The following is a 23,296-nucleotide window of genomic DNA, read 5'->3' as shown; positions in this document are numbered from 1 at the left end:
CGTATTCACATTGCGGTTGCCGGGTGGCGGAGCGTGACCGGGGGTCGGCCCCGTGTGTCAAACCGGTTCTGCTCGGCTTGCGTCACGGAGTCGTCCCGGCGCCGCTGTCCGGCCGGACCGTCCCCCGGATCCGGCGAATGCTCCGACGGCCGGGTCCCACGCTCCTCGAACGGTAACGCGCGCATCGCGGTTCCCGCCTCCCGACCCCGTTGGTTCGCGGTCGAACGGGAAGCCGCCGCCTCCATACAACACATTTTCTTGGCAACGGCAAGGAGTATTTGGTGGGGACAACACCTGCGACTGTACAGGCGTGTCGCCCCGGATCACGGTGCACCGGCCCAAGCCGCGCTCAGTCGGTGGTGTCGGACTCCGCCGGGACAGCCTCCCCGACCTCGGGGAACAGCAGGAATCCGTCGGCGACCAAACCGCGCAGTTCGCCGGGTACGGCGTCGCGCAACCGGGCCGGGTCCTCCTCGAGCAGCTCGGCGATCGCGTCCACGATGACGCCGGCCGGAAGCCGCCCGTCGCTGGCCCCGGCCAGGGCCGCGCCGACGGTGTCCACCCGGTCCGCGCGGCACATGCCGCGCCGCTGCCGCAGGACGACCGCCTCGGGATCCTCGGCACCCGGAGCGCCGGTCTGCTCCTGGATCACGTGGTCGGCGAGCCGGAAGGAGACGTCGAGCAGACCATCGTCGTCCGTCCCGGCCAGCCGGTCCTGCCGGCCGAACCACCCGTGCACCTCCGAACCGAGCGGTTGTTCGATCGCGTGCGGCCAGTCCTCGATGTGCACGTTCGGCGTGTCGGCGCCCGACGCGCGCAGGGTGATCCAGCCGAACCCGATCCCCTCCACGCCGTCCCGCTCGAACGCGGCCAGCCACGCGTCGTAGCGTTCGGCGTAGGCGGCGCCGCGATGGTCACCCGAATCGCGCAACCACAGCTCGGCGTACTGCGCCGGGTCCTGCACGTCGCGCTGGACCACCCACGCGTCGCAGCCGGTGGGCGCGAGCCAGGCCGCCAACCGGTCCTGCCAGTCCTGTCCGCGCAGGTGCTGCCAATTGGCCAGTAGCTGGCAGTAGCCACCCTCGTTCAGGAAGCGCGGCGCCTGCGCCACCAGGAGCCGGCACACCTCGTCGCCGGGCAGGCCCGCGTCGCGGTAGGTGAACCGTTCACCCACCGGAGTGATCACGAACGGCGGGTTGGACACGATCAGGTCGAACCGCTCGCCCTCGACCGGCTCGAACAGGCTGCCCTCGGCCAGGCCGACGTTGCCCACCCCGGACAGCGCCATGGTCAGCCGGGTCAGGTCCAGCGCCCGCTTGTTGACGTCGGTCGCCAGCACCGAGTCGGCGTGTCGCGACGCGTGCAGCGCCTGCACGCCGCATCCGGTGCCCAGGTCCAGCGCACGGCCCACCCGCTCACGCACGGTGATCCCGGCGAGCGTGGTGGACGCCCCGCCGATGCCGAGCACGTGGTCCGCCCGGACCGGGCCGTTGACGCCGCCGATGCCCGCGCCCAGGTCGGACACCACCCACCAGTCGGTGTCCGCCTCGCCGTAGGGCCGGATGTCCACGAGCGGGCGCACGTCCTCGCCGTCCTGCTCCAGCAGCCCGCCGGCCAGCGCCTCGGCCAGCGGCAGGGCCCGTCGCACGTGCGCCTCGGGCGCCGAGGTCTGCAGCAGGAACAGCCGGATCAGCACGGCCAGCGGACTCGCCGCGTCCGCCCGCAGGGCACGCAGCGCCGGCACGGTCTCACCGCGCGACAGCGCCGCGTACGCCTGCGGACCGAGGGCGTCGAGGCAGCCGTCGACGGTGTAGCCGGCCGCGATCAGGGCCTCGCGAAGTCGGGCCACCTGGGAGGTGTCGTTCATGGTCACGCGCACCATCCTGCCTCGTGCGTGCCGCCCGGCGGGTCAGCCGGTGGCCGCCGTGGTGGTCGGCGGCGTCGAGGAGGACGGCGTGCCGCCGCTCGGCGGCGGACCGCTCGGCGCGGTGGACGCGCTCGAGGACGCGCTCGATGACGCGCTCGGCGACCCGGACGCGCTTGGCGCGGCGCCCGAGGCACCGGCGCTCGGAGTGCCGCCCGGCGCGCCGCTCGTCGGCGCCGAGACCGGCGCGGTGGGAAGCGCGTCCGGCTTGCCCGCCGCGCAGCCCGGCACCGCCGCGAGCGCCTTGCCCGGCTCGCCCCGGTGCAGCTTGTCCAGCGCCGTGTGCGCGGACGCGCGCAGCCCGTCGATCTCCGGGTTCAGCGAGCGCAGTCCGTCGGCGAACACGTTCTGCTTGTCGGTGGCCAGGCTCTCCATCCTGGCCTGGATCCCGGCCCAGCCCTTGGCCGCGTTGCGCAGTTCCGCGACCACCGACGTGCGCAGCGTGGCGCCGTCCGGGACGGCGGGTATGCCCGCCCTGTCGATCGCGTCGGCCAGCGCGTTGTCCGCGTCGGCGAGTCGGGAGATGTCGGCGGCCAGCCGGGTGCGCAGGGTCGCGGGCTGCTCGTTGGGGATCACCTTGCCCACGTCGGCCAGCGCCACCCGCGCCTCGTCGATCCGCGCCGTGACGTCCACCGCGCAGACCTTCGCGGCCCACGCCCGCAGTTCGGCCTGCTGCTTCTTTTTCTCGTCGTTCTTGTCGTCGCCGCCGCCACCACACGCGGTCAAGGCCGATGCCAGGACCAGCGCGGAGACCACCAGGAACTTCCTCGACACGCTTTCCACCTTTGCTCGGAGCCGGACGCAGACTCGCACAGCGCAAAGGTGTTCGGCCAAACGCGCACCTCGGACGCGGCGCGGGCGCGGAACCGGATTCCCCGGTTCCGCGCCCGCGCGCACCTCGGATCGGATCAGGCGGCCGCCTTGGTCGCCCGCTCCTCGTGGTCGTCCTCGTCCTCGCCGACGACCACCGACTTGCGCTTGCTGTACCAGACCGCGCCCATGATCACCACGACCGAGAAGGCCGCCGCGAGGGCCCGCAGCGCGCCGTTCTCGTCCGCGCCGATGCTCAGCTTGACCACGGCCGGCGCGATCAGCAGCGACACCAGGTTCATCACCTTGAGCAGCGGGTTGATCGCCGGTCCGGCGGTGTCCTTGAACGGGTCGCCGACCGTGTCGCCGATGATCGTGGCCTCGTGCGCGGCCGAGCCCTTGCCGCCGTAACTGCCGTCCTCGACCATCTTCTTGGCGTTGTCCCACGCGCCGCCGGAGTTGGCCAGGAACACCGCCATCAGCGTGCCGGTGCCGATCGCACCGGCGAGGAACGCCGCGAGCGGGCCGATGCCCAGGGTGAAGCCGACCGCGATCGGAGCCATCACCGCGAGCAGCCCGGGAGTGGCCAACTCGCGCAGCGAGTCGCGGGTGCAGATGTCCACCACTCGGCCGTATTCGGGCAGTTCGGTGCCGTCCATGATCCCGGGACGGGTGCGGAACTGGTTGCGCACCTCGAAGACCACCGCGCCCGCCGCCCGGGAGACCGCGTTGATCGCCAGGCCGCTGAACAGGAACACCACGGCCGCGCCCAGGATCAGCCCGACCAGGTTGTTCGGCTGGGTGATGTCGGTGGCGAACGCGAACGAGGTGAGCTTGGAGGCGTCCGCGAGTCCGCCCGCCTCGTCCACGGCCGTGCGCACGGCGTCGCGATAGGACCCGTACAGCGCGGTCGCCGCGAGCACGGCGGTCGCGATGGCGATGCCCTTGGTGATCGCCTTGGTCGTGTTGCCCACCGCGTCGAGCTCGGTGAGCACCTGGGCGCCCTCGCCCTCGACGTCGCCGGACATCTCGGCGATGCCCTGCGCGTTGTCGGAGACCGGCCCGAAGGTGTCCATGGCCACGATCACGCCGACCGTGGTCAACAGCCCGGTACCCGCGAGGGCGACCGCGAACAGCGCGAGCATGATGATCCCGGCGCCGAGCAGGTACGCGCCCAGCACCGCCACCGAGATCAGCACCGCGGCGTACACCGCGGACTCCAGGCCCAGCGCGATGCCGGACAGGATCACCGTGGCCGGGCCGGTCAGCGAGGTCTTGGTGACGTCGCGCACCGGTCGCCGGCTGGTCTCGGTGAAGTATCCGGTCAACTGTTGGATGACCGCCGCGAGCACGATCCCGATCAGCACCGCCACCAACGCGAACACGCGCGGGTCGGCGTCGTGCGCGAGGATCTCCTGATCGGTCAGCCCGTCCAGGTCCGAGAACTTGCTCGGCAGGTACAGGAACGCCGCGCCCGCGACCAGGACCAGCGAGATGACCGCCGAGACGAAGAAGCCCCGGTTGATCGCGGTCATGCCGCTGCGGTCGCCCTGCCGGGGCGCGACCGTGTAGATGCCCACGATCGCGGTCAGTACGCCGATCGCGGGCACGATCAGCGGGAAGACCAGGCCCGCGTCGCCGAAGGCCGCCTTGCCCAGGATCAGCGCGGCGACCAGGGTGACCGCGTACGACTCGAACAGGTCCGCGGCCATGCCCGCGCAGTCGCCCACGTTGTCCCCGACGTTGTCGGCGATCGTCGCGGCGTTGCGCGGGTCGTCCTCGGGGATGCCCTGTTCGACCTTGCCGACCAGGTCGGCGCCGACGTCGGCGGCCTTGGTGAAGATGCCGCCGCCCACACGCATGAACATCGCGAGCAGCGCGGCGCCGAAGCCGAAGCCCTCGAGCACCTTGGGGGCGTTCTCACGGTAGAGGATCACCACGAGGGCCGCCCCGAACAGGCCCAGGCCGACCGTGAACATGCCCGCGACGCCGCCGGTGCGGAAGGCGATCCGCATCGCCGCGTCCCGACCGGCGTTGCCGGAGCGGGCGGCGGCGGCGACCCGCACGTTGCTGCGCACCGCGAGCCACATGCCCACGTACCCGGTGACGGCCGAGAAGACCGCGCCCACCAGGAAGAAGATCGAGCGGCCGATCCGCTCGTTCCAGTCGTCCGCGGGCAACAGCATGAGCAGGAAGAAAACGCCCACCGCGAACACCGCGAGGGTGCGGAACTGGCGGGCCAGGTAGGCGGCCGCGCCCTCTTGGATGGCGCCGGCGATCCGGCGCATGGATTCGGTGCCCTCGTCCGCCGCGAGCACTTGACGCACGAGTCCGGCGGCGACGCCCAGGGCACCGAGGGCGATCACCGCGACGATGACGACGTAGGTGAGGTTGCCGCCGGTGACGGAGACGTCCGCGGCGACGGTGAGTTCGGAGGGGTGGATCCCGGACATTCGTCCTCCTTGGCTAGGAGCACTTTCAGATCGGGACTTCTCAATGCGAAAGGAGTGTATGCAAATGATCAAGATCAGACCATGGGAATCGCCATGATCAGATCAAATTACCGTTGAAATCCGGGCGCGATTCCCAAAAATGGCCTATCGATCCGGAATCAGGTTTTACGACCCGGAAAAGGGGATACACGAGAACGCCGAAATCGCCCCCGGGCGTCCCGGGGGCGATGAGGTGGTGCGGGGTGGGGCTCGGTCAGCCCACGGTCTCGGCGGACTTCGCGCCGGAGGGCCACGACATGCGGATCACGCCGCCCTCGGCGCCGGCCCGCACGTCGAGATCGTCGACCAGGCCGAGGATCACGGCGAGGCCCATCTCGTTCTCGATCAGATCGAGGCCGGAGCCGTTCCCGGACATGTCGGGCATCAGCCCGGCACCCTCCGCGAGGCCCGCCTCGGTCAACGCCGGCTGTGGAACGCCGTCGTTGACCTCGATACAGAAGCGGCCGTTGCCGTCGTCCAGCGTGACCGTGACCGGGCGGTCGTCGTCCACCCGGTCCTGGTGCATCCCGACGGCGCGGGAACACGCCTCGCCGACGGCGAGGCGCACCTCGTCGAGCACCGTCTCAGCAACCCCCGCGCGCCGCGCCACGGCGGCGGCGACGAGCCGCGCCGTGCGGACGTGTTCGGGCAGCGCGCTGAAGCGCAGCTCGACGATGGCCATGGTTCCCCCAGCCGTGCGAGCACCCGCCCGGGCCGGCGCGGGTGCGGTGTGCGTCCGGTCAGGACGTACGTCGGTCAGTCGGACGAGGCGATGGCCACGGCCACCGACGGATGAATCGGGAAGACCTTGGTCAGGCCGGTGATGCGGAAGATCTTCAGGATGCGCTCCTGAGTGCACACCAACTGCAGCGACCCTTCGTGGGCACGCACCCGCTTCAGGCCACCCACCAGCACACCGAGCCCGGTCGAGTCCAGGAAGTCGACGGCTTCCATGTCGACGATCAGGTGGAACTGGCCTTCGTTGACGAGTTCCACCAGTTGCTCGCGCAGCTTGGGTGCGGTGTATACATCGATCTCGCCGCCCACCTCGACGATCGTACGACCGCCCTCGGTTCGGGTCGACAGGGACAAGTCCACGGATCCTCCAGCACCTTGCTCTTGAGCGGTCGCCCCCCATGGATCGGCAGCCGCCAAGGCATTCAACCACTTATGGGCACTAGGGGACGATGAATCCCGCGACATTGGATGTAACACTGGTGCCCGATGCAGCCCAGTACACGCCCCCCGGAAGGTCTTCTCGGCCGCCTTTTGGCGAGTCGGGATCGACCCGATCGAGTGACGCACGTCCGGCGCATACCCGCCCGCGAAGGCGTTACCTCGGCCTGGCCCGACTGGGTTCGGCCGGAAGTGGGCGACGCGTTTCGCGCGGCGGGTATCGAACTGCCATGGGAGCATCAGGCCCGCGCCGCCTCAGTTGCGGCACAGGGCCGCTCGGTCGTGATCGCCACCGGCACCGCCTCGGGCAAGTCCCTCGCCTATCTGTTGCCGGTCCTCACGACCCTGGTCGAGGGCGCGGACGCGCCCAGCGGGCGCGGTGCGACCGCACTCTACCTCTCCCCGACGAAGGCGCTGGCCTCGGATCAGGCGCGCGCCGTCGAGGAGTTGCGCGCCGCGAACCCCGCGCTCGGGTGTGTCCGGGTCGCCACCTATGACGGCGACACCCCTGTGGAGATCCGCCAGTGGATCCGCGCGCACGCGTCGTACGTCCTGACGAATCCGGATATGTTGCACCGTGCGTTGCTGCCCGGACACCGTTCGTGGGCCGCCTTCCTGCGCTCGCTGCGCTATGTGGTGATCGACGAATGCCACACGTATCGCGGGGTCTTCGGCTCGCATGTGGCCCAATTGATCCGCCGGTTGCGCCGGGTGTGTCGCCGGTACGGCTCCGACCCCGTGTTCATCCTGGCGTCGGCGACCGTGTCCGATCCGGCGCACGCCGCCGAACGGCTGATCGGCGCGCCCGTGGTCGAGGTGACCGAGGACGGCTCACCGCACGGCGAACTGGTGTTCGCATTGTGGGAGCCGCCGCTGACCGGCCACGAGGGTGAACACGGTGCGCCCGTCCGGCGTACCGCGACCGCGGAGACCGCCGAGTTGCTCACCGACCTGGTGCTCGACGGCGTGCGCACGGTCGCCTTCGTGCGCTCGCGGCGCGGCGCCGAGGTGGTGCGGGTGATCGCGCGCGACCACCTCGCCCGGGTCGACGAGGCGCTGGCGGATCGGGTGGCCACCTACCGCGCCGGCTACCTGCCGCAGGAGCGCCGGGCGATCGAGCGCGCGCTGCACGACGGCAGCCTGCTGGGGGTGGCCGCGACCACGGCGCTCGAACTGGGCGTGGACATCTCCGGTCTGGACGCGGTGCTGATCGCGGGCTACCCCGGCACCCGGGCCTCGCTGTGGCAGCAGGCCGGCCGGGCGGGCCGGGCCGGTCAGGAGGCGTTGGCCGTTCTGGTCGCGCGCGACGATCCGCTGGACACCTTCCTGGTGCACCACCCCGAGGCCCTCTTCGACCGGCCGGTCGAGGCGACCGTGCTGGATCCGGACAACCCGTACGTGCTGGCCCCACACCTGTGCGCGGCCGCGGCCGAGTTCGCGCTGACCGAGGAGGACCTGGAGCTGTTCGGGCCGGTGGCCGCCGAGCTGCTGCCGGGCCTGGAGCGGCGCGGGCTGCTGCGCCGGCGGTCCACCGGGTGGTACTGGACGAGCCGGGAGCGGGCCACGGATCTGACCGACATCCGCGGCGCGGGCGGGCCGGCGGTGCGGGTGGTCGAACAGGACACCGGCCGCCTGCTCGGCACGGTCGACGCGCCGGCGGCGCATTCGGCGGTCCACCCCGGCGCGGTGCACCTGCATCAGGGCGACACCTTCCTGGTCCGCGAACTCGACCTGGGCGAGGGCGTGGCGCTGGTGCGCGCGGCGAATCCGGACTGGACCACCAGCGCGCGCGAGGTCACCGAGATCCGCATCCTGGAGACCGCGCGCAGCCGGGAGTGGGGCGCGGCCCGGCTGCACTTCGGCTCGGTCGAGGTCACCGGCCGGGTGGTCTCCTTCCAGCGCAAGCGGATCATCACGGGCGAGGTGCTGGGCGAGCACAAGCTGGACCTGCCCGAACGCAGCCTGCGCACGCGCGCGGTGTGGTGGACGGTCACGCCCGAGCAGGTCGCCGCGGCGGGCATCGACCCGACCGACCTGCCCGGAGCGGCACACGCGGCCGAACACGCCTCGATCGGCCTGCTGCCGCTGTTCGCCACCTGCGACCGCTGGGACATCGGCGGCGTGTCCACGTCGCTGCACCCCGACACCCGCCTGCCGACCGTATTCGTCTACGACGGCCACCCCGGCGGGGCGGGCTTCGCCGAACGCGCGTACGTGACCGCCACCGCGTGGCTGACCGCGACCCGCGAGGCGATCGCGTCCTGCGAATGCGACCACGGCTGCCCGAGCTGCGTGCAATCCCCCAAATGCGGCAACGGCAACCAGCCACTGAGCAAGCCGGCCGCGGTCGCCCTGTTGGACGCCCTGCTCGGAACAAACGGGACCGCGGGCGGGGGCGACACGCCGGGCGCGGGCGACACGGATGGCGCGGCGGCGTGAGTGGTGTGGGCCGGGGTGAGGGGGCGGAGTGAGGGGCGGGCGGTTCGGATGGTGCGATCGCGTCGGATCGGCTGATCGGGGGAACGGGAGCGAACGGATGAGTGGTTCGGGCGTGTCGGGGGGCAGGAGCGGTGCGACCGGTTCGGCTGGTCGACTGCGGTAGGGCTCGTGGGCGGCTCGAACGCGCTGACGGCTCGGAGGGTGTGGGCCGCGCGATCGATACGGACGAGGTGTGAGTCGGGCGGATGGCTGCATCCGGGCGATCGGCCCGGCCGCGTCAGCCGGGCGGGTGGGTGTCGGGTTGGTCGGAGGGGCCCGCGCGGGCGGTTGCCCGGGCTGTGCGTCCTGCCGGGGCGGGGGCTGTCACGTCGACCTCGGCGAAGCCGGCTGCGAGCCGACAGCGGGTCAGCTCGGTGTGCTGGGCTCGGGCCACTCGGTGGGCCAGCGCGCACGCCTCGCCGGCATCGGCGCCGGCCGCGGCTCGGCCGGCCGCCGCCAGCGCGGCGAGGTCGGCCGCGGCGCCCGCGCGGTGTCGGGCCGCGACCGCCCCGGCGAAGACGAACACGAACGCCGCCACACACATCGGTACCAGGGCGAGCGCGACCACCCACAACGTCGCCGAGCCCTCCTGCGCCGACGCGCGTGGGCTCACGGCGGCACCTCGTCCTCCGCGGCCGCCACCGCCACATGTTCCACGTGGAACCTCACCCCGGCCCAGGCCGCCCCCGGCACACCGACCTCGGCCGCCACCCGGAATCGCACCAGCCCCTCCCCGCCGGACGCCTCCGCCCGCGCCCCGACCGGCCCGGCAGCACGAGCCCGGGTTTGCGCGACCACCATCGGCTCGCCTCGGGCCAGCGCCCGCGCCCCCGCCTGTGCCGCGTCCACACAGCGGATCTGCGCGGCAGCGGCACCGATCCCGGATACCAGCACGGCCGTCAGCAGCACCAGCACCGGCAGCACGACGGCGGTCTCCGCGGTCACGAAGCCGTCCTCCGCGCGCACTCGGCGAACTGCGACGGCAGCACGAGACCCCGCATCAGAACGAGACATCGAGCGCCTTGGTGATCACGCCGGTGAGCGCCGTCGCGACCCCGGGGCTGGTCACGATCTTGAACAACACGGCTCCGAAGGCCACCGCGGCGACCGTGCCCACCGCGTACTCGGCCGTGGTCATCCCGGCGTCATCGCGCAACCGCAACCACACCCGACGCGCGGCCGGACCGAGAATCGGCATAAGAATTCGCATGATACTCCCCCTTATTGATGCGTATATGAGTGAATTGATCAGTCGTTCAGAACGGCCGCAGCAGCGTCGTCGTCAGCCCGATCACGATCGGGACCACACCGACCAGCAGAAAAGCCGGCAGAAAGCACAGCCCGAGCGGAACGGTGGCCCGCACCCCCACCCGGCGAGCGGCCGCACCCGCGGCCCGCCGATGCTCGGCCCGTTGCTCGTCGGCCATCCGAGCCACCAGGGCCGCCGCCGGCGCGCCACCCGTCGCGGCGCGCGCGAGGGTCCGTCCCAGCGGCGCGAGCACGGGATCGTCGGTCAACCCGAGCCAGCACCGACTCGGGTCGCCGCCCAATCGCAACGAGGCCACGATCGGCCGCAACCTGCCGGCGAGCGGCCCACCGACCGCGTGCGCGACCGCCTCCGCGGCCTCCACCGGCGAACTCCCGGCCACCAGACACGCCGCGAACAAGTCGGCGGCGGACGGCAGATCGGCCCGCAGCCGCTCCCGAAGCACCCGCCCGGACCGCGACTCCAGCCGCCCCAGCCGCCGATCGAGCAGCACCGCCACCACGACACCCGCACCACCCCCGACCCACCCACCGAACAGCACGAAGACGGCCGCCCCACCCACCAACGCCGCCACCCGCCGCCGCCCCGATTCGCTCCCCCACCCCTGCGGCCGCCGCACCCGAACCCCCCTCCCCCGCACGGCACCCCCGGCCCCACCCGCCGCCGCGACCACCGCCACCACCACGGCCACCCCGCTCAGGTGCCCACCCACCACCCCAACCCCCAATCACCCCGACCCCAACCCCAGGAAGGCCCCCGCGACCTCCCGCACACCCACTGCGACAGCAGCCACCGGCCCCTACGACGCCACCGACACCCGCCCCCGGAACCCGCCCCAGGGGCTGCCATCACCCGCCACCCCCAAGGCCCGGTTCCGAGCCGCCCACCTCCGAGCCGCCGCGACATCCCGTACGGGGCCCGACGTCGTCATGCCGGTCTCGGCACCGCCGCGGTCACCAGGCGGTCCGTCCACTCCAGGCCGGCGGCCACCAGGGCCAAGCCCACGCACAGGCAACCGATTCCGGTTGGCGTGCGGAGCAGTACGTCCAGTGGCCGGGCGCCCAGGCCGCTGCCCAGGAAGAGGCCGAAGACCGGCAACGCGGCCAGCACGTGCGCGGTCGAGCGGGCCCCGGCGAGTTCGGCGATCAGTTCCTCGTGCGCGTCCTCCTCGGCCCGCAGCGTGGCCGCGATCCGCTCCAGCGCCGGGGCGAAGCCGGCGCCCCGACCGATCGCGATCCGCCAGCACGCGGCGATCCGTCGTAATCCGGCCGCCCCGGGTCGGACCGACGCCCGGTCCAACGCGTCCGGTACGTCGGCGCCGACCCGGGCCGACCCGATCGCCTCGCCCACCACCGCCAGGACCGGCCCGTCCACCGCGTGCGCGGCCGCCGCCAGCGCCTCCGTCGGCGTGCGTCCCGCCCGCAACTCCCCCGCGAGCGCCGCGCACAGCCCCACGACCCCGCCGCGCACCGCGGCGGCCTCCCGGTCCGCCGCGGCCCGCGACCGCCGACGGCGCAGCACCCACGCTCCCGGCAGGGCCAGCAGCGCGGGCACCGGCGATCCCAGCACCAACGCCGCACCGCTCCCACCCACGAGTACCGCCAACGGCACTCGATGCCGCCGGGCCACCGCGCCGCCCACCGACCGCCCCACCCGCTCGCCGTCGAGCGAACCCAGCACCACGCGCAACCGACTCGGCCCCGCCCGGGTCATCGACAACCACACCAACCCCGCAACCCCGAACACGGCCGACACCGCCGCGATCACTCACACCACCCCCGCCCAGCCGGCCCGACGGCCACCCACCGCAGGCCCATCTCGACCTCCGACACCCGCCCCGCCGAACACCCACGCCACCCCCCGTCGCCCCCACCCGAAACAGCCCACCGAGCCCGAGCCCACCCACCGCACCGCAGTCAACGGCCGGCAAGCCGCCCCGAACCGCCCCCACCACCCGACCGAAAGCCACGCCCCCAGCCGGACCCCGCCCACCCACCCGACGCCGCCGCATCCCCGCCGGCAGCGCGGCCAATCGCCGGCGTCCCACCCCTCGAACCACCCCCACCCCCCTCCAAGAGCCCTCCCACCCCCGCAGCCCTCACCCCCGCCACCACCCCGCCAGCAGCGCGGTCAGTCGTTGGTGACCCGGGCCGGCTCGGTGGCCTCCGCCGCGTTCGAAGCAGGCCGCCGGGATCGGGCGGACCCATCCCGCCGCGTCCCGTTCGAGGACATGGATCTCGGCCACCCGGCGCAGACCGTCGCGCTCGCGCACCACATGCACCACCAGGTCGAGCGCGGCGGCCAGTTGGCTGTGCAGCGCGTCCCGGCCGAGGCCGGCCAGCGCCCCGAGCGCCTCCAGTCGCGCGGGTACGTCCGCCGCCGAGTTCGCGTGCACCGTGCCGCAGCCGCCCTCGTGGCCCGTGTTCAGCGCCGCGAGCAGTTCGACCACCTCGGCGCCGCGCACCTCTCCGACCACGAGCCGGTCCGGTCGCATCCGCAGTGCCTGGCGGACCAGGTCCCGCAGCGTCACCTCGCCCGCGCCCTCGACGTTGGCCGGTCGCGACTGGAGTCGCACGACGTGTGGATGACGTGGCGTCAGCTCGGCCGAGTCCTCGGCGAGCAACAGCCGTTCGGCCGGATGCGCGCACCCGAGCAGGGCTCCGAGCAGCGTGGTCTTGCCCGACCCCGTGCCGCCGGAGATCAGGAACGCGGCCCGCGCCGAGACCACCGCGCACAACAGTTCGGCCGCCGCCGGCGACAACGAGCCGGCCCGCACCAGGTCGGCCAGGCCGAGCGAGGTCCGCCGGGGCACCCGCAGCGACAGACACGTCCCGCGCACGGCGACCGGGCGCAGCACCGCGTGCAGCCGGATCCCGTCGGCCAACGTCGCGTCCACATAGGGCGAGGCGTCGTCCAACCGCCGCCCGGCACCGCTCGCCAACCGCTGCGCGAGCCGCCGCACCGCCGCGTCGTCGGCGAAGGTCACCGCCGTACGCTGCGGCCCCGCGCCCCGATCGATCCACACCTCGTCGGGCGCGTTGACCAGCACGTCGGTCACCTCGGGGTCGCGCAACAACGCGTCCAGCGGTCCGGCACCGGCGATCTCCGACCGCAGCGCGCGGACCAGCTCCGGCAACGCCGCCTCGCCGAGCACCCGCCCCTCGGCACGAAGCGCCGCGGCCACCGCCCCGGGTGTCGGCTCGTGCCCGCCGGCGGCCAACCGCGACCGCACCGCCTCCACCAATTCCGGTTCCGGCGGCGGCACCGCGACCACCGTCGCCGCCGACGGCGGTGCCCCCACCGCGGCAGTCGGCGGCGGCACCGCCCGCAACTGCGGCGCCGAGAACACCCCGGTCCCGCCGTCCGCGGGCGTCGGTACCGGCCACGGCGGCGGCTGCGGCACCCGCCCCGCCGGCCCCGCCCGTCCGGTCCCCCGCGGCCCGCCCGGAAGCGGCGTCGGCGGCGGGAACGGCGGCATCGGCGGCACCTCGCGCGCGCTCACGCCGCCTCCCCGCGCACCAGGCCGGCCGGGTCGCCCGCGAGGTAGTCGCGACAGAACCGGGCCAGCGGTCCACGCGCCCGCAGGCCCGGCGGATCGCCTCGCTCGGCCGCGGCCGAAAGCCCCGCCTCCGGCCGCAACTCGCCCGCCAGCGGCAGGCCGAGGCCGCGCGCGACCGCCTCCGAGGTCAGCCCCGACGCGCTCGGCTGCCGCACCACCGCTCGCAGATCGCGCACCATCGGCCCGATCCGCGTCGACACCTGCGCCGCCGCGGCCAGCGCGCGCACCTCGGCCGGCACCACCAACAGCCCGGTGTCGCACTGCCGCAGCGCCTCCGCCCCCATCGAGTCGGTATGCCGCGGCACGTCGAGCACGGCGACGTCGTGGCGCCGGCGCACCGCCCGCACCACCGAGCGCATCGTGTCCGGCAGGATCCCCGGTGGTCGGTCGCGGTCCCACGAGAGCACCGTCAGTCCGTGCAGGTGCACCAGCGCGTCGGACAACGCGCCGCCGTCGATCCGGCCGCGCGCGCTCGCCAGATCCGGCCAGCGCAGGCCGCGCTCGTCCTCGCCGCCGAGCAGTACGTCCAGACCGCCGCCCAGCGGGTCCACGTCCACCAGCGCGGTGGTCAGCCCCGTGCGCACCGCGGTCACCGCGAGCGCGCAGGCCAGCGTGCTGGCCCCGCTGCCGCCGCAGCCGCCGAGCACCGCGATCGTGTACGCGTCCGGTCCGGTGCCCTCGGCCACGTCGCCCAGGCGATCGACGATCCAGGCCTCGGCGTCGGGCAGGAACACCACGTGGTCCGCGCCCACGTCCAAGGCCCGCCGCCATACGTCGCCGTCGTCCAGGTCGGCGCCGATCAGCACCACGTCCTCCCGGCGCGGGAATCCGCACCGGGCCAGGCCGGGCGTCACATCGTCGCCGACGAGCACCAGCGGCGCGCCCCGCCACGCGGCCCGTGCCGCGCCCGCGTCCGGTTGTACCTCCGGTTCGATCCCGGCCGCGGCGCACAGCCGCAGGAGTTCGTCGAGCAGGGTGGGATCGCCGGTCACCAGGAGCGGGCGGGCCGGCCGGGGCGGGGAGAGCGCTGCCACGGAACCTCCAGGGGTCGGGGAGGTCCGTCCGAGCCGGGCCTCCCGAGAACTGACCCCACCGTCGCCGCCGGCGCGCGCTCGGCCGAGCGGGTGGTTCGTACCTGTGGACAAGCCCGTGGTTGTGGATTGCGGATTCACTCGGGAGAGGGACGCTTCAGCCGTTCCGGACATGTCTTCCGGGTCTGATCGCGCGTAGAACATCGAAAATCGACCGGGAATCCACCCGAAACAGCGGGGAACGGCAGTTCCGAAAAAGTCCGCCGCCCGCACCGGGGGCACGATCGACGCGGACCGGCGCCGATCGACGCGGAATCGCGGATTCAATCCGAGCCGGCCCGCCGAGCACCACGTCGACAATCCCGCACGCCGACCCGGCGGCACACCGACATTCGCGCACCTCGGCGGTTAGTCGGACAAAGCCCGACCCACGCACTCGTATGGGCGCAAAAAAGCCCCCCGGACAAGCGACGACCCCCGCCGGGGGGGAGAGCGGGGGTCGTCTCCACGGCCGACTCGGGGGGGGAGGAGTCGGACCGGGTTAGCACGGTCGCGAACGATCCGTGACTTCCAGGATGTACCCGAGGGGGTTCTCTAGCAAACCCACGACGTGGAGTTTACGCCGAATGGCTGCCCTTATCCTCGTGAACTGTGGAAACCCAGGCTCCGAAGCGGACAGCAGCCTTCTTCGACCTCGACAAGACCATCATCGCCAGGTCCAGTGCGCTGGCGTTCAGCAGATCCTTCTACCACGGCGGTCTCATCAATCGCCGCTCCGTCCTCAAGAGTGCCTACGCGCAGTTCGTGTTCCTCGTCGGTGGCGCGGATCACGATCAGATGGAGCGCATGCGCGAATATCTCTCCGCGCTGTGCCGAGGCTGGGACGTCCAGCAGGTGCGCGAGATCGTCGCGGAGACCCTGCACGACATGATCGACCCGATCATCTACGACGAGGCCGCGTCCCTGATCGAGGAGCACCACGCCGCCGGCCGCGACGTGGTCATCGTCAGCTCCTCCGGAGCCGAAGTGGTCGAGCCGATCGGCGACATGCTGGGCGCGGACCGGGTGGTGGCCACGCGGATGGTGGTCGCGGACGGCCGCTACTCCGGCGAGATCGACTTCTACGCGTATGGGCCCAACAAGGCCGCGGCGGTCAAGGAGTTGGCCCGAACCGAGGGCTACGACCTGACCTCCTGCTACGCGTACAGCGATTCGATCACCGACCTGCCGATGCTCCTGGAGGTCGGCCACCCGTACGCGGTCAACCCCGATCGTGGCCTGCGCCGCGAGGCGACCGGTCGGGGATGGCCCGTACTGGTCTTCAGCCGGCCCGTGGCACTGCGCCAGCGGGTGCCCACCCTCTCGGTGCCCTCGCGCCCCGTACTCGCCGCGACCGCGATCGGCGCGGGCGCCACGGCGGCCGGCTTCGTGTGGTACCTGGCCAGGAAGCGCCGCTGACCCCGGACGGCCGGCCGAAACCCGGATCACAAGCACGGGCGAGGCGGGCCGGGAGCACGGCGACCGGGGAGCAAATCCGACAAAGGCCAAAAGTAAAGATCTTGGCCCAGGGGTTCCACTCCCTCCGGCAACCCACTAGAAAAGGGACCAACGGCCCGTACGGCCCCCGCTTCGGCGGACGGCCCGAGCAGGCCGAGCACGACCGCCGGGAACCCACGTGCGACCGACCCTCGTAGGGGCCGAACGCGTCGGATGACCTGCATGTTCTTCCCCCCGTGGATGCGCATGCCGGGGCCGATCGTCATAACGGGTACACGCTTGGTACCCCGGTGGGAGTGACAAAACGGCGGCGTCCTCACGGGCGCCGCCGTCTCGTGCGTCCGGGACCGGGAACCGCCGAGCGCGTACGGCGCGACCCCACCGCGGCCGGCGCCACGACCGCCCGCGGGATCGCGGTCAGATCCCGCGCATCACCGCTTCGCAGACCGCCACACTCTCCCGCGCGCCCAGCGTCATCGCCTCCGCGCAGTGCCGGATCCAGGCCGAGACACCCTCGGCGGTGCCGCTCTCGTACGCGCGCAGCGCCGCCGCGTAGGCGTCCACGCCCAGTTCCAGGTGCCCGACCTCGGGCACCGCCGCGCCCTTGGGGTCCAGTCCGCGGGTGACCAGCACGATCCGCTGCGCAGCCCGCGCGACCAGGCCGTTGCCCCAGGTGAACGGGGCGAGCGTGAGGATCTCCGCGTGGGTGACGGCGGCGACCACGATCGCGGGCGCCGAGGAGGGCGCGAGCAGCAGCCGGGACAGTCCGTCCAGCCGGGCGGCCACCTCCTCCGCGGAGGGCACCGGGCCGGGCAGTTCGCCGTCGCGGCGCGGTCGGCCGAGCGCCTCCGCGGGCACCGCGTCGGCGGCGGCGACCACGTGCAGGCGGGCCAGCACCTGGAGCGGACTGTGCCCCCACGTGCCCAGCAGCGAGCCGATCTCGGCGGACAGCCGCAGTGCGCCCGCGATCACCGCGCCGCCGTCGTCGAGCGAGGACGAGAAGTCGGTACGGCGGCGGATCTCCTCGAGCGACCAGTCGACGCCTTCGAGCGCGGCACTCGCGCGCGCGCCCCGAAGCGCGGACTCGGCGCTGATGTCCATGCTGCGGCGGCGCATCGTGCGGTGGCCGAGCAGCCGGTCGACGGCCTTGCGGGTGTCCTCGACGGCCTCCGGCACGCCGGGCAGCGCGGCCAGGGCGGCGAGGGGATCGGTTGCGGTGCTCACCCGGGCGAGATTACGCCGCGCGGGAAACCACCCGCGACACCGGTCCGCGCGACACGCGACGGCAGCGCTCCCACCACCGCGTGGTCACCGAGCGACTTGACGCAGGCACGGTGAGCGACCGATGATCGTATTCGAAAACGATTGTCAAACCCAGATTGTCGAACCACCCGACCCGACGAACCCGTCCTCGGGTCGAACCCGTCAATCGGTTCCATCGCTCGAACCCATCATCGGAGGGCCCATCCGTGAAGATCGCCTTCGTCGGCAAGGGCGGCAGTGGCAAGACCACGCTGTCGTCCCTGTTCATCCGGCACCTCGCGACCACCGGCCGGTCGGTGGTCGCGGTGGACGCGGACATCAACCAGCACCTGGGCGTGGCCCTGGGCCTGGACGAAGGGACCGCCGCGGCGCTGCCCGCGATGGGCGCCGAACTGCCCGCGATCAAGGACTGGCTGCGCGGTGACAACCCGCGGATCGCATCGGTCGCCGAGATGGTCAAGACCACGCCGCCCGGCCGGGGTTCACGGCTGATCCGGCTCGCCGACGACAACCCGATCCACGCGGCGTGCGCGCGCGAGGTGCCGGGCCTGGCCGGGCTGCGGCTGATGGCGACCGGGCCGTTCGAGGAGTCCGACCTGGGCGTCGCGTGCTACCACTCGAAGGTCGGCGCGGTCGAACTCTACCTCAACCACCTCGTCGACGACGCCGACGAGTACCTGGTGGTGGACATGACCGCCGGATCCGACTCGTTCGCCTCGGGGCTGTTCACCCGCTTCGACATCACCTTCCTGGTCGCCGAACCGACCCGCCGGGGTGTCGGCGTCTACCGGCAGTACCGCGACTACGCGCGCGACTGGGGCGTCTCGCTCGCGGTGGTCGGCAACAAGGTCCAGGGGCCCGAGGACGTCGAGTTCCTGCGCGAGCACGTCGGCGCGGACCTGCTCACCTGGACCGTGCAGTCCGACTTCGTGCGCGCCCTGGAGAAGGGCCGCGCGCCCGGCTTCGAGACCCTGGAGCCGGCCAATCGCGCCGCGCTGGAGGAGCTGACGCGCGCCTGCGACGCCACGTTCGAGCGCCGCGACTGGGAGCGATACACCGCGCAGATGGTCGAGTTCCACCTCAGGAACGCGCGGAGCTGGGCGAACGCCAAGACCGGCGCCGACCTCGCCGAGCAGGTCGACTCGGCGTTCGTGCTCGGCCCGCACGCGATCTCCGCCCCGGTGTGAACGCGGCGGGGCGGCCCGCCCCCGAAGGAACGGGCCGCCCCGCCTCGATCGAGTCCCGGCCGGCTCGGCCGGGATCAGTCCTCGGCCGCCGCCGACGGCAACTGCGACGTGATCAGGTCCATCACCGACGCGTCGGTCAACGTGGTCACGTCGCCGAGCGTGCGGCCCTCCGCGATGTCGCGCAGCAGCCGGCGCATGATCTTGCCGGAGCGCGTCTTGGGCAGTTCGGCGACCGGCAGGATGCGCTTGGGCTTGGCGATCGGGCCGAGCACCTTGCCGACGTGCTCGCGCAGTTCGCCGACCAGCTCCTCGGACTCGGACGCGCTGCCGCGCAGGATCACGAACGCCACGATCGACTGCCCCGTGGTCGCGTCGGTCGCGCCGACCACGGCCGACTCGGCGACCTTGGGGTGCGAGACCAGCGCCGACTCGACCTCGGTGGTGGAGATGTTGTGGCCGGACACGAGCATCACATCGTCCACCCGGCCGAGCAGCCAGACGTCGCCGTCCTCGTCCTTCTTGGCACCGTCGCCGGCGAAGTACAGCCCCTCGAAGCGGGACCAGTAGGTGTCCTTGAACCGCTGGTCGTCGCCCCAGATGGTGCGCAGCATCGACGGCCACGGCTGGTCCAGGACCAGGTAGCCGCCGCCGCCGTTGCCGACCTCGGTCGCGGTGTCGTCGACCACCTTGGCCGAGATGCCCGGCAGCGCGCGCTGCGCGGATCCCGGCTTGGTCTCGGTCACGCCCGGCAGCGGGCTGATCATGATCGCGCCGGTCTCGGTCTGCCACCACGTGTCGACGATCGGGGTCTTCCCGGCGCCGATGTGCTCGCGGTACCAGATCCACGCCTCGGGGTTGATCGGCTCACCGACGCTGCCCAGGATGCGCAGCGAGGACAGGTCGAACCGGGCCGGGATGTCGTCGCCCCACTTCATGCAGGTGCGGATCGCGGTGGGCGCGGTGTACAGGATGGTGACCCCGTACTTCTGCACGATCTCCCACCAGCGGCCCTGGTGCGGCGAGTCCGGCGTGCCCTCGTACATGACCTGGGTGGCGCCGTTGGAGAGCGGGCCGTAGGTGATGTACGAGTGCCCGGTGACCCAGCCGATGTCGGCCGTGCACCAGTACACGTCGGTCTCGGGCTTGAGGTCGAACACCGCGTTGTGCGTGTAGCTCGCCTGGGTCAGGTAGCCGCCGGAGGTGTGCAGGATGCCCTTCGGCTTCCCGGTGGTGCCCGAGGTGTACAGGATGAACAGCGGGTGCTCGGCGTCGAACGCCTGCGGCTCGTGCTCCTCGGACTGCGCGTCGACCAGGTCGTGCCACCACAGGTCGCGGCCCTCGGTCCACGCGACGTCGCCGCCGGTACGGCGCACCACCAGCACGTTGCGCACGTCCGGGCAGGACTGCAGCGCCTCGTCGATGGCCGGCTTGAGCGCGGAGGGCTTGCCGCGCCGGTAGCCGCCGTCGGCGGTGATCACGACGCGCGCGTCGTTGTCGTTGACACGTGAGGACACCGCGTCCGCCGAGAAGCCGCCGAAGACGACCGAGTGCGGGGCGCCGATGCGCGCGCACGCGAGCATCGAGATCACCGCCTCGGGGATCATCGGCAGGTAGATCGCGACCCGGTCGCCCGCCTCCACGCCCAGCGAGGTCAGCGCGTTGGCCGCCTTGGACACCTCGCGCTTGAGGTCGGCGTAGGTCAGCGTGCGGGTGTCGCCCGGCTCGCCCTCGAAGTGGATCGCCACCCGGTCGCCGTTGCCCGCCTCGACGTGCCGGTCGACGCAGTTGTAGGCGACGTTGAGCTTGCCGTCGGCGAACCACTTGGCGAACGGCGGCGTCGACCAGTCCAGCGTCTCCCGCGGCTCCACCGCCCAGTGCAACCGCCGGGCCTGCTCGGCCCAGAAGCCGAGCCGGTCGGCCGCCGCGCGCTCGTACGCCTCGGCCTTGACGTTGGCGTCTGCCGCGAGCGCCGGCGGGGGCGCGAAGCGTCGCTCCTCGCGCAGCAGGTTCGACAATGCCTCTCCGGCCTTGTCCCCGGTGTTCCGGTCTGCGTTGCTCACGCGTACTCCTCCGTGCCGCTGCGGTCGGTTCCTTTGGCCGTAGCTCATCAGGGACCGGCCCGAGCCGGCAAGAGGAGAACCGCGATTGGTTTAGACCACTTGTCGGTGCACGGCGCATCGTGGCCGACCGCGCGATCGTACGGGGTGGCTACCCCGCGTTGAGTACCGGAAAAGTGTGATCTTCGGCGCCCAGGACGACGCCCTCCGGGAGCGCCCCGGACTCGGCGCGCTCCGCGTCCACCGGGCCGAAGTCGCCGCGCACGCCGTCGTAGAGGTACATCTGCGCGGAGGCGAGGTCGAAGTAGAGCCCGAACAGCCGGAGTCGGCCCTCGGACACGGCCCGGGCGACCACCGCGTGGTCGAGCAGGTTGTCCAACTGCTGGACCACGTTGGTCAGGCACAGTTGTTCCACCGGCGGCACCAGGTAGCCGGTCAGGGTCGGCGCGGGGCCGGCCGTGAAGCGCGCCAGCGACGCGTCGCCGTTGCGCAACCAGCGATCCAGGTGCGGCGTCGTGCCGTGCCCCGGTCCCGCCTCGGCCGTGTCGCCGACCTTGTCCAGCAGCGCGTTCATCGCGCCGCACCCGGAGTGCCCGCACACCGTGATGCTGCGCACACCGAGCACGGCCACCGCGTACTCGATCGCCGCGCCCACCGACGCGTCGGCCGTGTTCGGATCGGCGTGCCCGGCCTCGCCGCGCGGCACCAGGTTGCCCACGTTGCGCACGGTGAACAGGTCGCCGGGGCCGCTCGCGGTGATCAGGTTCGGCACGATCCGCGAGTCGGCGCAGGTGATGAACAGTTGCGCGGGCTTTTGTCCCTCCAGCGCGAGCCGCTCCAGGAACGGCTGCACGAGCGGCGCGGTGCGCTGCTGGAACTCGCGCGAGCCGGCCACCAGCGCCTGGGACGCGGTGCCGTCCTCGCGCGGGCACGCGCGCTGCCAGTGCCACCACGGCGCGAACCAGCGCGGCGACGGGGTCAGCCGCGAGCGCCTGGGCCCCGGGGAGCCGCCCGCGGCCCGCTCGTAGCAGCCGTCGTGGATCTCCTCGATGTCCACCCGCCCGCCGCGCGCGAGGTAGCCCACCCGCCACGAGTGCACCGCCTCGAACGCGGCCTGGTCGAGGTAGTCCACCGTCATGTCCATCACGACGTGCTCGCCCGGCGGCAACTTGCCCAGCACCCGGGACAGTCGCGGCACCGACAGGAAGGTCAGCGACCCGTGCACCTCGACGTGCAGCACACCGTCGCCCTGCTGGACCCGCACGGTGCTGCGGCTGAGCCGGTACAGCGCGGTGAGCACCGCGACCACCACGCCCAGCAGCACGCCCTGGAGCACACCGGCCAGGATCACGCCCGCGATCGTCGCCGCGTAGGCGGGGAACTCGCGGTGCCGGTGCACGTGTCGGATGTGCGCGAGGCTGACCATCTGGATGCCGACCACCATCACCAGCGCGGCCAGCACCGCGAGCGGGATGCGCTCGACGAACGCGCCGAACAGGGCCACGAACAACATCACCCACACGCCGTGCAGGATGGTCGAGGCCCGCGAGACCGCGCCCGCGCGCACGTTGGTCACCGAGCGGATCGCGACACCGGTGACCGGATAGCCGCCGATCGCGCCGGAGGCCACGTTGCCCACGCCCTGGCCGATCAGTTCGCGATCGAGGTTGGCCCGGGGCCCGTTGTGCAACCGGTCGACCGCGGCGGCCGACAGCAGCGACTCCATGCCGGAGACCAGGGCCACGCTGACCACGCCGACCGCGATCGCGCTCCAGGCGCCCGACGGCGGCAACACCGGGGTGGTGAAGGTGACCGAGGACAGGTCCACCCGGGCCACGTTCAGGTGCGTCACGCTCGCGATCACCGTGGCCAGCGAGACCGCGATCAGCGGCGCGGGCACCTTGGCCGGCGCCGCCCATCGCCCGGGCAGCCGGGACAACAGCGGCCAACCGAGCAGCAGGACCACGGTGATCACTCCCACCGCGACCGCGGGGGCACGCAGATTGCCGACCTGGGTGGGCAGTTCGCGCAGGTTCTCCCAGGCCGAGCGCTGTGGCGCACCGCCCAGGACCACGTGCAACTGGGCCAGCGCGATCACCACGCCGATGCCCGCGACGACGCCGTGCACGACGGCCGGCGACAGTGCGAGGGTGGCCCGGGCCACCCGGAGCAGGCCGAGGAGGATCTGCACCAGGCCGGCGCCGACGGTGACCAAGCAGGTCACCCGCCAGCCGTAGGTCTGCACGAGACCGGCCACGATCACCATGACGCCGGCGGTGGGGCCGCTCACCTGGAGCGGCGCGCCCCCGAGCAGGCCGACCACGATGCCGCCGATCACGGCGGAGATGATGCCGGCGCCGAGCGGGGCGCCGGCGGCGAGCGCGATACCGAGCGAAAGCGGTACGGCGACGAGGAAAACCACGAGTGAGGCGCCGAGGTCCGCGCGCAGCGCGGCGGTCCGGGAAACCGGCGCGGGCGTGGTGGCAGGGGCAACGGGCATGTCCGTGTCCTCCGGGTCAGTCATGTCAGTCATGTCATGGCGGGCATGGCTGCCG

General features: G+C 72.7%; 18 protein-coding genes. 3 read left to right on the top strand and 15 right to left on the bottom strand.

Annotation, left to right across the window (positions count from 1 at the left end):
* Window positions 1–349: 349 nt before the first annotated feature.
* The 5 genes from ACWCPW_RS06245 to ACWCPW_RS06225 form a co-directional block, all read right to left on the bottom strand.
* The gene (locus ACWCPW_RS06245; protein ID WP_449760416.1) at window positions 350–1,882 is read right to left on the bottom strand and encodes a DUF7059 domain-containing protein; all 1,533 of its coding nucleotides are present in this window, start codon (window positions 1,880–1,882) and stop codon (window positions 350–352) included.
* Window positions 1,883–1,909: 27 nt separating this feature from the next.
* Window positions 1,910–2,698, bottom strand: coding sequence for a hypothetical protein (locus ACWCPW_RS06240; protein ID WP_449760415.1), 789 nt, complete (start codon window positions 2,696–2,698; stop codon window positions 1,910–1,912).
* Window positions 2,699–2,832: 134 nt separating this feature from the next.
* A complete protein-coding gene (locus tag ACWCPW_RS06235) occupies window positions 2,833–5,187 on the bottom strand; it encodes a sodium-translocating pyrophosphatase (RefSeq protein ID WP_449760414.1) in 2,355 nt (784 codons plus the stop codon).
* Between the two features lie 253 nt (window positions 5,188–5,440).
* Entirely contained in the window at window positions 5,441–5,908 is a 468-nt protein-coding gene (locus ACWCPW_RS06230; protein WP_449760413.1) for an ATP-binding protein, read from the bottom strand.
* Window positions 5,909–5,982: 74 nt separating this feature from the next.
* The gene (locus ACWCPW_RS06225; protein WP_020549531.1) at window positions 5,983–6,324 is read right to left on the bottom strand and encodes an STAS domain-containing protein; all 342 of its coding nucleotides are present in this window, start codon (window positions 6,322–6,324) and stop codon (window positions 5,983–5,985) included.
* 126 nt (window positions 6,325–6,450) lie between these two features.
* On the opposite strand from ACWCPW_RS06225, the gene ACWCPW_RS06220 reads away from it, so the two are divergent.
* On the top strand, window positions 6,451–8,841 hold the full coding sequence (locus tag ACWCPW_RS06220; protein WP_449760412.1) for a DEAD/DEAH box helicase: 2,391 nt from the start codon (window positions 6,451–6,453) through the stop codon (window positions 8,839–8,841).
* Between the two features lie 277 nt (window positions 8,842–9,118).
* Here ACWCPW_RS06220 and ACWCPW_RS06215 read toward each other — a convergent pair whose 3' ends face one another.
* The 7 genes from ACWCPW_RS06215 to ssd form a co-directional block, all read right to left on the bottom strand.
* Complete coding sequence (locus ACWCPW_RS06215) at window positions 9,119–9,493, bottom strand: Rv3654c family TadE-like protein (protein ID WP_449760411.1); 375 nt, start codon at window positions 9,491–9,493, stop codon at window positions 9,119–9,121.
* On the bottom strand, window positions 9,490–9,825 hold the full coding sequence (locus ACWCPW_RS06210; protein WP_449760410.1) for a TadE family type IV pilus minor pilin: 336 nt from the start codon (window positions 9,823–9,825) through the stop codon (window positions 9,490–9,492). Before ACWCPW_RS06210 ends, ACWCPW_RS06215 begins: the two co-directional genes overlap by 4 nt.
* Before the next feature lie 55 nt (window positions 9,826–9,880).
* Window positions 9,881–10,090 (bottom strand): DUF4244 domain-containing protein, encoded by a 210-nt coding sequence (locus tag ACWCPW_RS06205; RefSeq protein WP_406297408.1) that lies wholly within the window; start codon window positions 10,088–10,090, stop codon window positions 9,881–9,883.
* Window positions 10,091–10,136: 46 nt separating this feature from the next.
* Entirely contained in the window at window positions 10,137–10,721 is a 585-nt protein-coding gene (locus tag ACWCPW_RS06200) for a type II secretion system F family protein (protein ID WP_449760409.1), read from the bottom strand.
* A 353-nt stretch (window positions 10,722–11,074) separates the two neighbouring features.
* Entirely contained in the window at window positions 11,075–11,893 is an 819-nt protein-coding gene (locus ACWCPW_RS06195; protein ID WP_449760408.1) for a type II secretion system F family protein, read from the bottom strand.
* 352 nt (window positions 11,894–12,245) lie between these two features.
* Window positions 12,246–13,649 (bottom strand): TadA family conjugal transfer-associated ATPase, encoded by a 1,404-nt coding sequence (locus tag ACWCPW_RS06190; RefSeq protein ID WP_449760407.1) that lies wholly within the window; start codon window positions 13,647–13,649, stop codon window positions 12,246–12,248.
* Entirely contained in the window at window positions 13,646–14,698 is a 1,053-nt protein-coding gene (ssd, locus tag ACWCPW_RS06185) for a septum site-determining protein Ssd (protein WP_449760534.1), read from the bottom strand. The genes ACWCPW_RS06190 and ssd overlap by 4 nt, the downstream gene beginning before the upstream one ends.
* A gap of 690 nt (window positions 14,699–15,388) precedes the next feature.
* On the opposite strand from ssd, the gene ACWCPW_RS06180 reads away from it, so the two are divergent.
* On the top strand, window positions 15,389–16,195 hold the full coding sequence (locus ACWCPW_RS06180; protein WP_449760406.1) for an HAD family hydrolase: 807 nt from the start codon (window positions 15,389–15,391) through the stop codon (window positions 16,193–16,195).
* A 456-nt stretch (window positions 16,196–16,651) separates the two neighbouring features.
* Here the strand turns inward: ACWCPW_RS06180 and ACWCPW_RS06175 are convergent, their stop codons facing one another.
* Window positions 16,652–17,458 (bottom strand): oxidoreductase, encoded by an 807-nt coding sequence (locus ACWCPW_RS06175; protein WP_449760405.1) that lies wholly within the window; start codon window positions 17,456–17,458, stop codon window positions 16,652–16,654.
* A gap of 245 nt (window positions 17,459–17,703) precedes the next feature.
* On the opposite strand from ACWCPW_RS06175, the gene ACWCPW_RS06170 reads away from it, so the two are divergent.
* Entirely contained in the window at window positions 17,704–18,684 is a 981-nt protein-coding gene (locus tag ACWCPW_RS06170) for an ATP-binding protein (protein WP_449760404.1), read from the top strand.
* 74 nt (window positions 18,685–18,758) lie between these two features.
* Here the strand turns inward: ACWCPW_RS06170 and acs are convergent, their stop codons facing one another.
* Entirely contained in the window at window positions 18,759–20,744 is a 1,986-nt protein-coding gene (acs, locus tag ACWCPW_RS06165; protein WP_449760403.1) for an acetate--CoA ligase, read from the bottom strand.
* Window positions 20,745–20,892: 148 nt separating this feature from the next.
* Window positions 20,893–23,241: a SulP family inorganic anion transporter gene (locus tag ACWCPW_RS06160; RefSeq protein WP_449760402.1), complete on the bottom strand. Its 2,349-nt coding sequence runs from the start codon at window positions 23,239–23,241 to the stop codon at window positions 20,893–20,895.
* Window positions 23,242–23,296: the final 55 nt, after the last annotated feature.

The organism is Embleya sp. NPDC001921 (genome assembly GCF_053594475.1).
Note: the sequence above shows the minus strand (reverse complement) of the source record. Positions and strands in the feature narration are given on the sequence as shown.

What these genes read in the sequence shown, in the direction of transcription:
- ACWCPW_RS06245 (WP_449760416.1), bottom strand. Translation starts at nt 1,882, where the DNA reads ATGGTGCGCGTGACCATGAACGACACCTCCCAGGTGGCCCGACTTCGC.
- ACWCPW_RS06235 (WP_449760414.1), bottom strand. Translation starts at nt 5,187, where the DNA reads ATGTCCGGGATCCACCCCTCCGAACTCACCGTCGCCGCGGACGTCTCC.
- ACWCPW_RS06230 (WP_449760413.1), bottom strand. Translation starts at nt 5,908, where the DNA reads ATGGCCATCGTCGAGCTGCGCTTCAGCGCGCTGCCCGAACACGTCCGC.
- ACWCPW_RS06220 (WP_449760412.1), top strand. Translation starts at nt 6,451, where the DNA reads ATGCAGCCCAGTACACGCCCCCCGGAAGGTCTTCTCGGCCGCCTTTTG.
- ACWCPW_RS06205 (WP_406297408.1), bottom strand. Translation starts at nt 10,090, where the DNA reads ATGCGAATTCTTATGCCGATTCTCGGTCCGGCCGCGCGTCGGGTGTGG.
- ACWCPW_RS06160 (WP_449760402.1), bottom strand. Translation starts at nt 23,241, where the DNA reads ATGCCCGTTGCCCCTGCCACCACGCCCGCGCCGGTTTCCCGGACCGCC.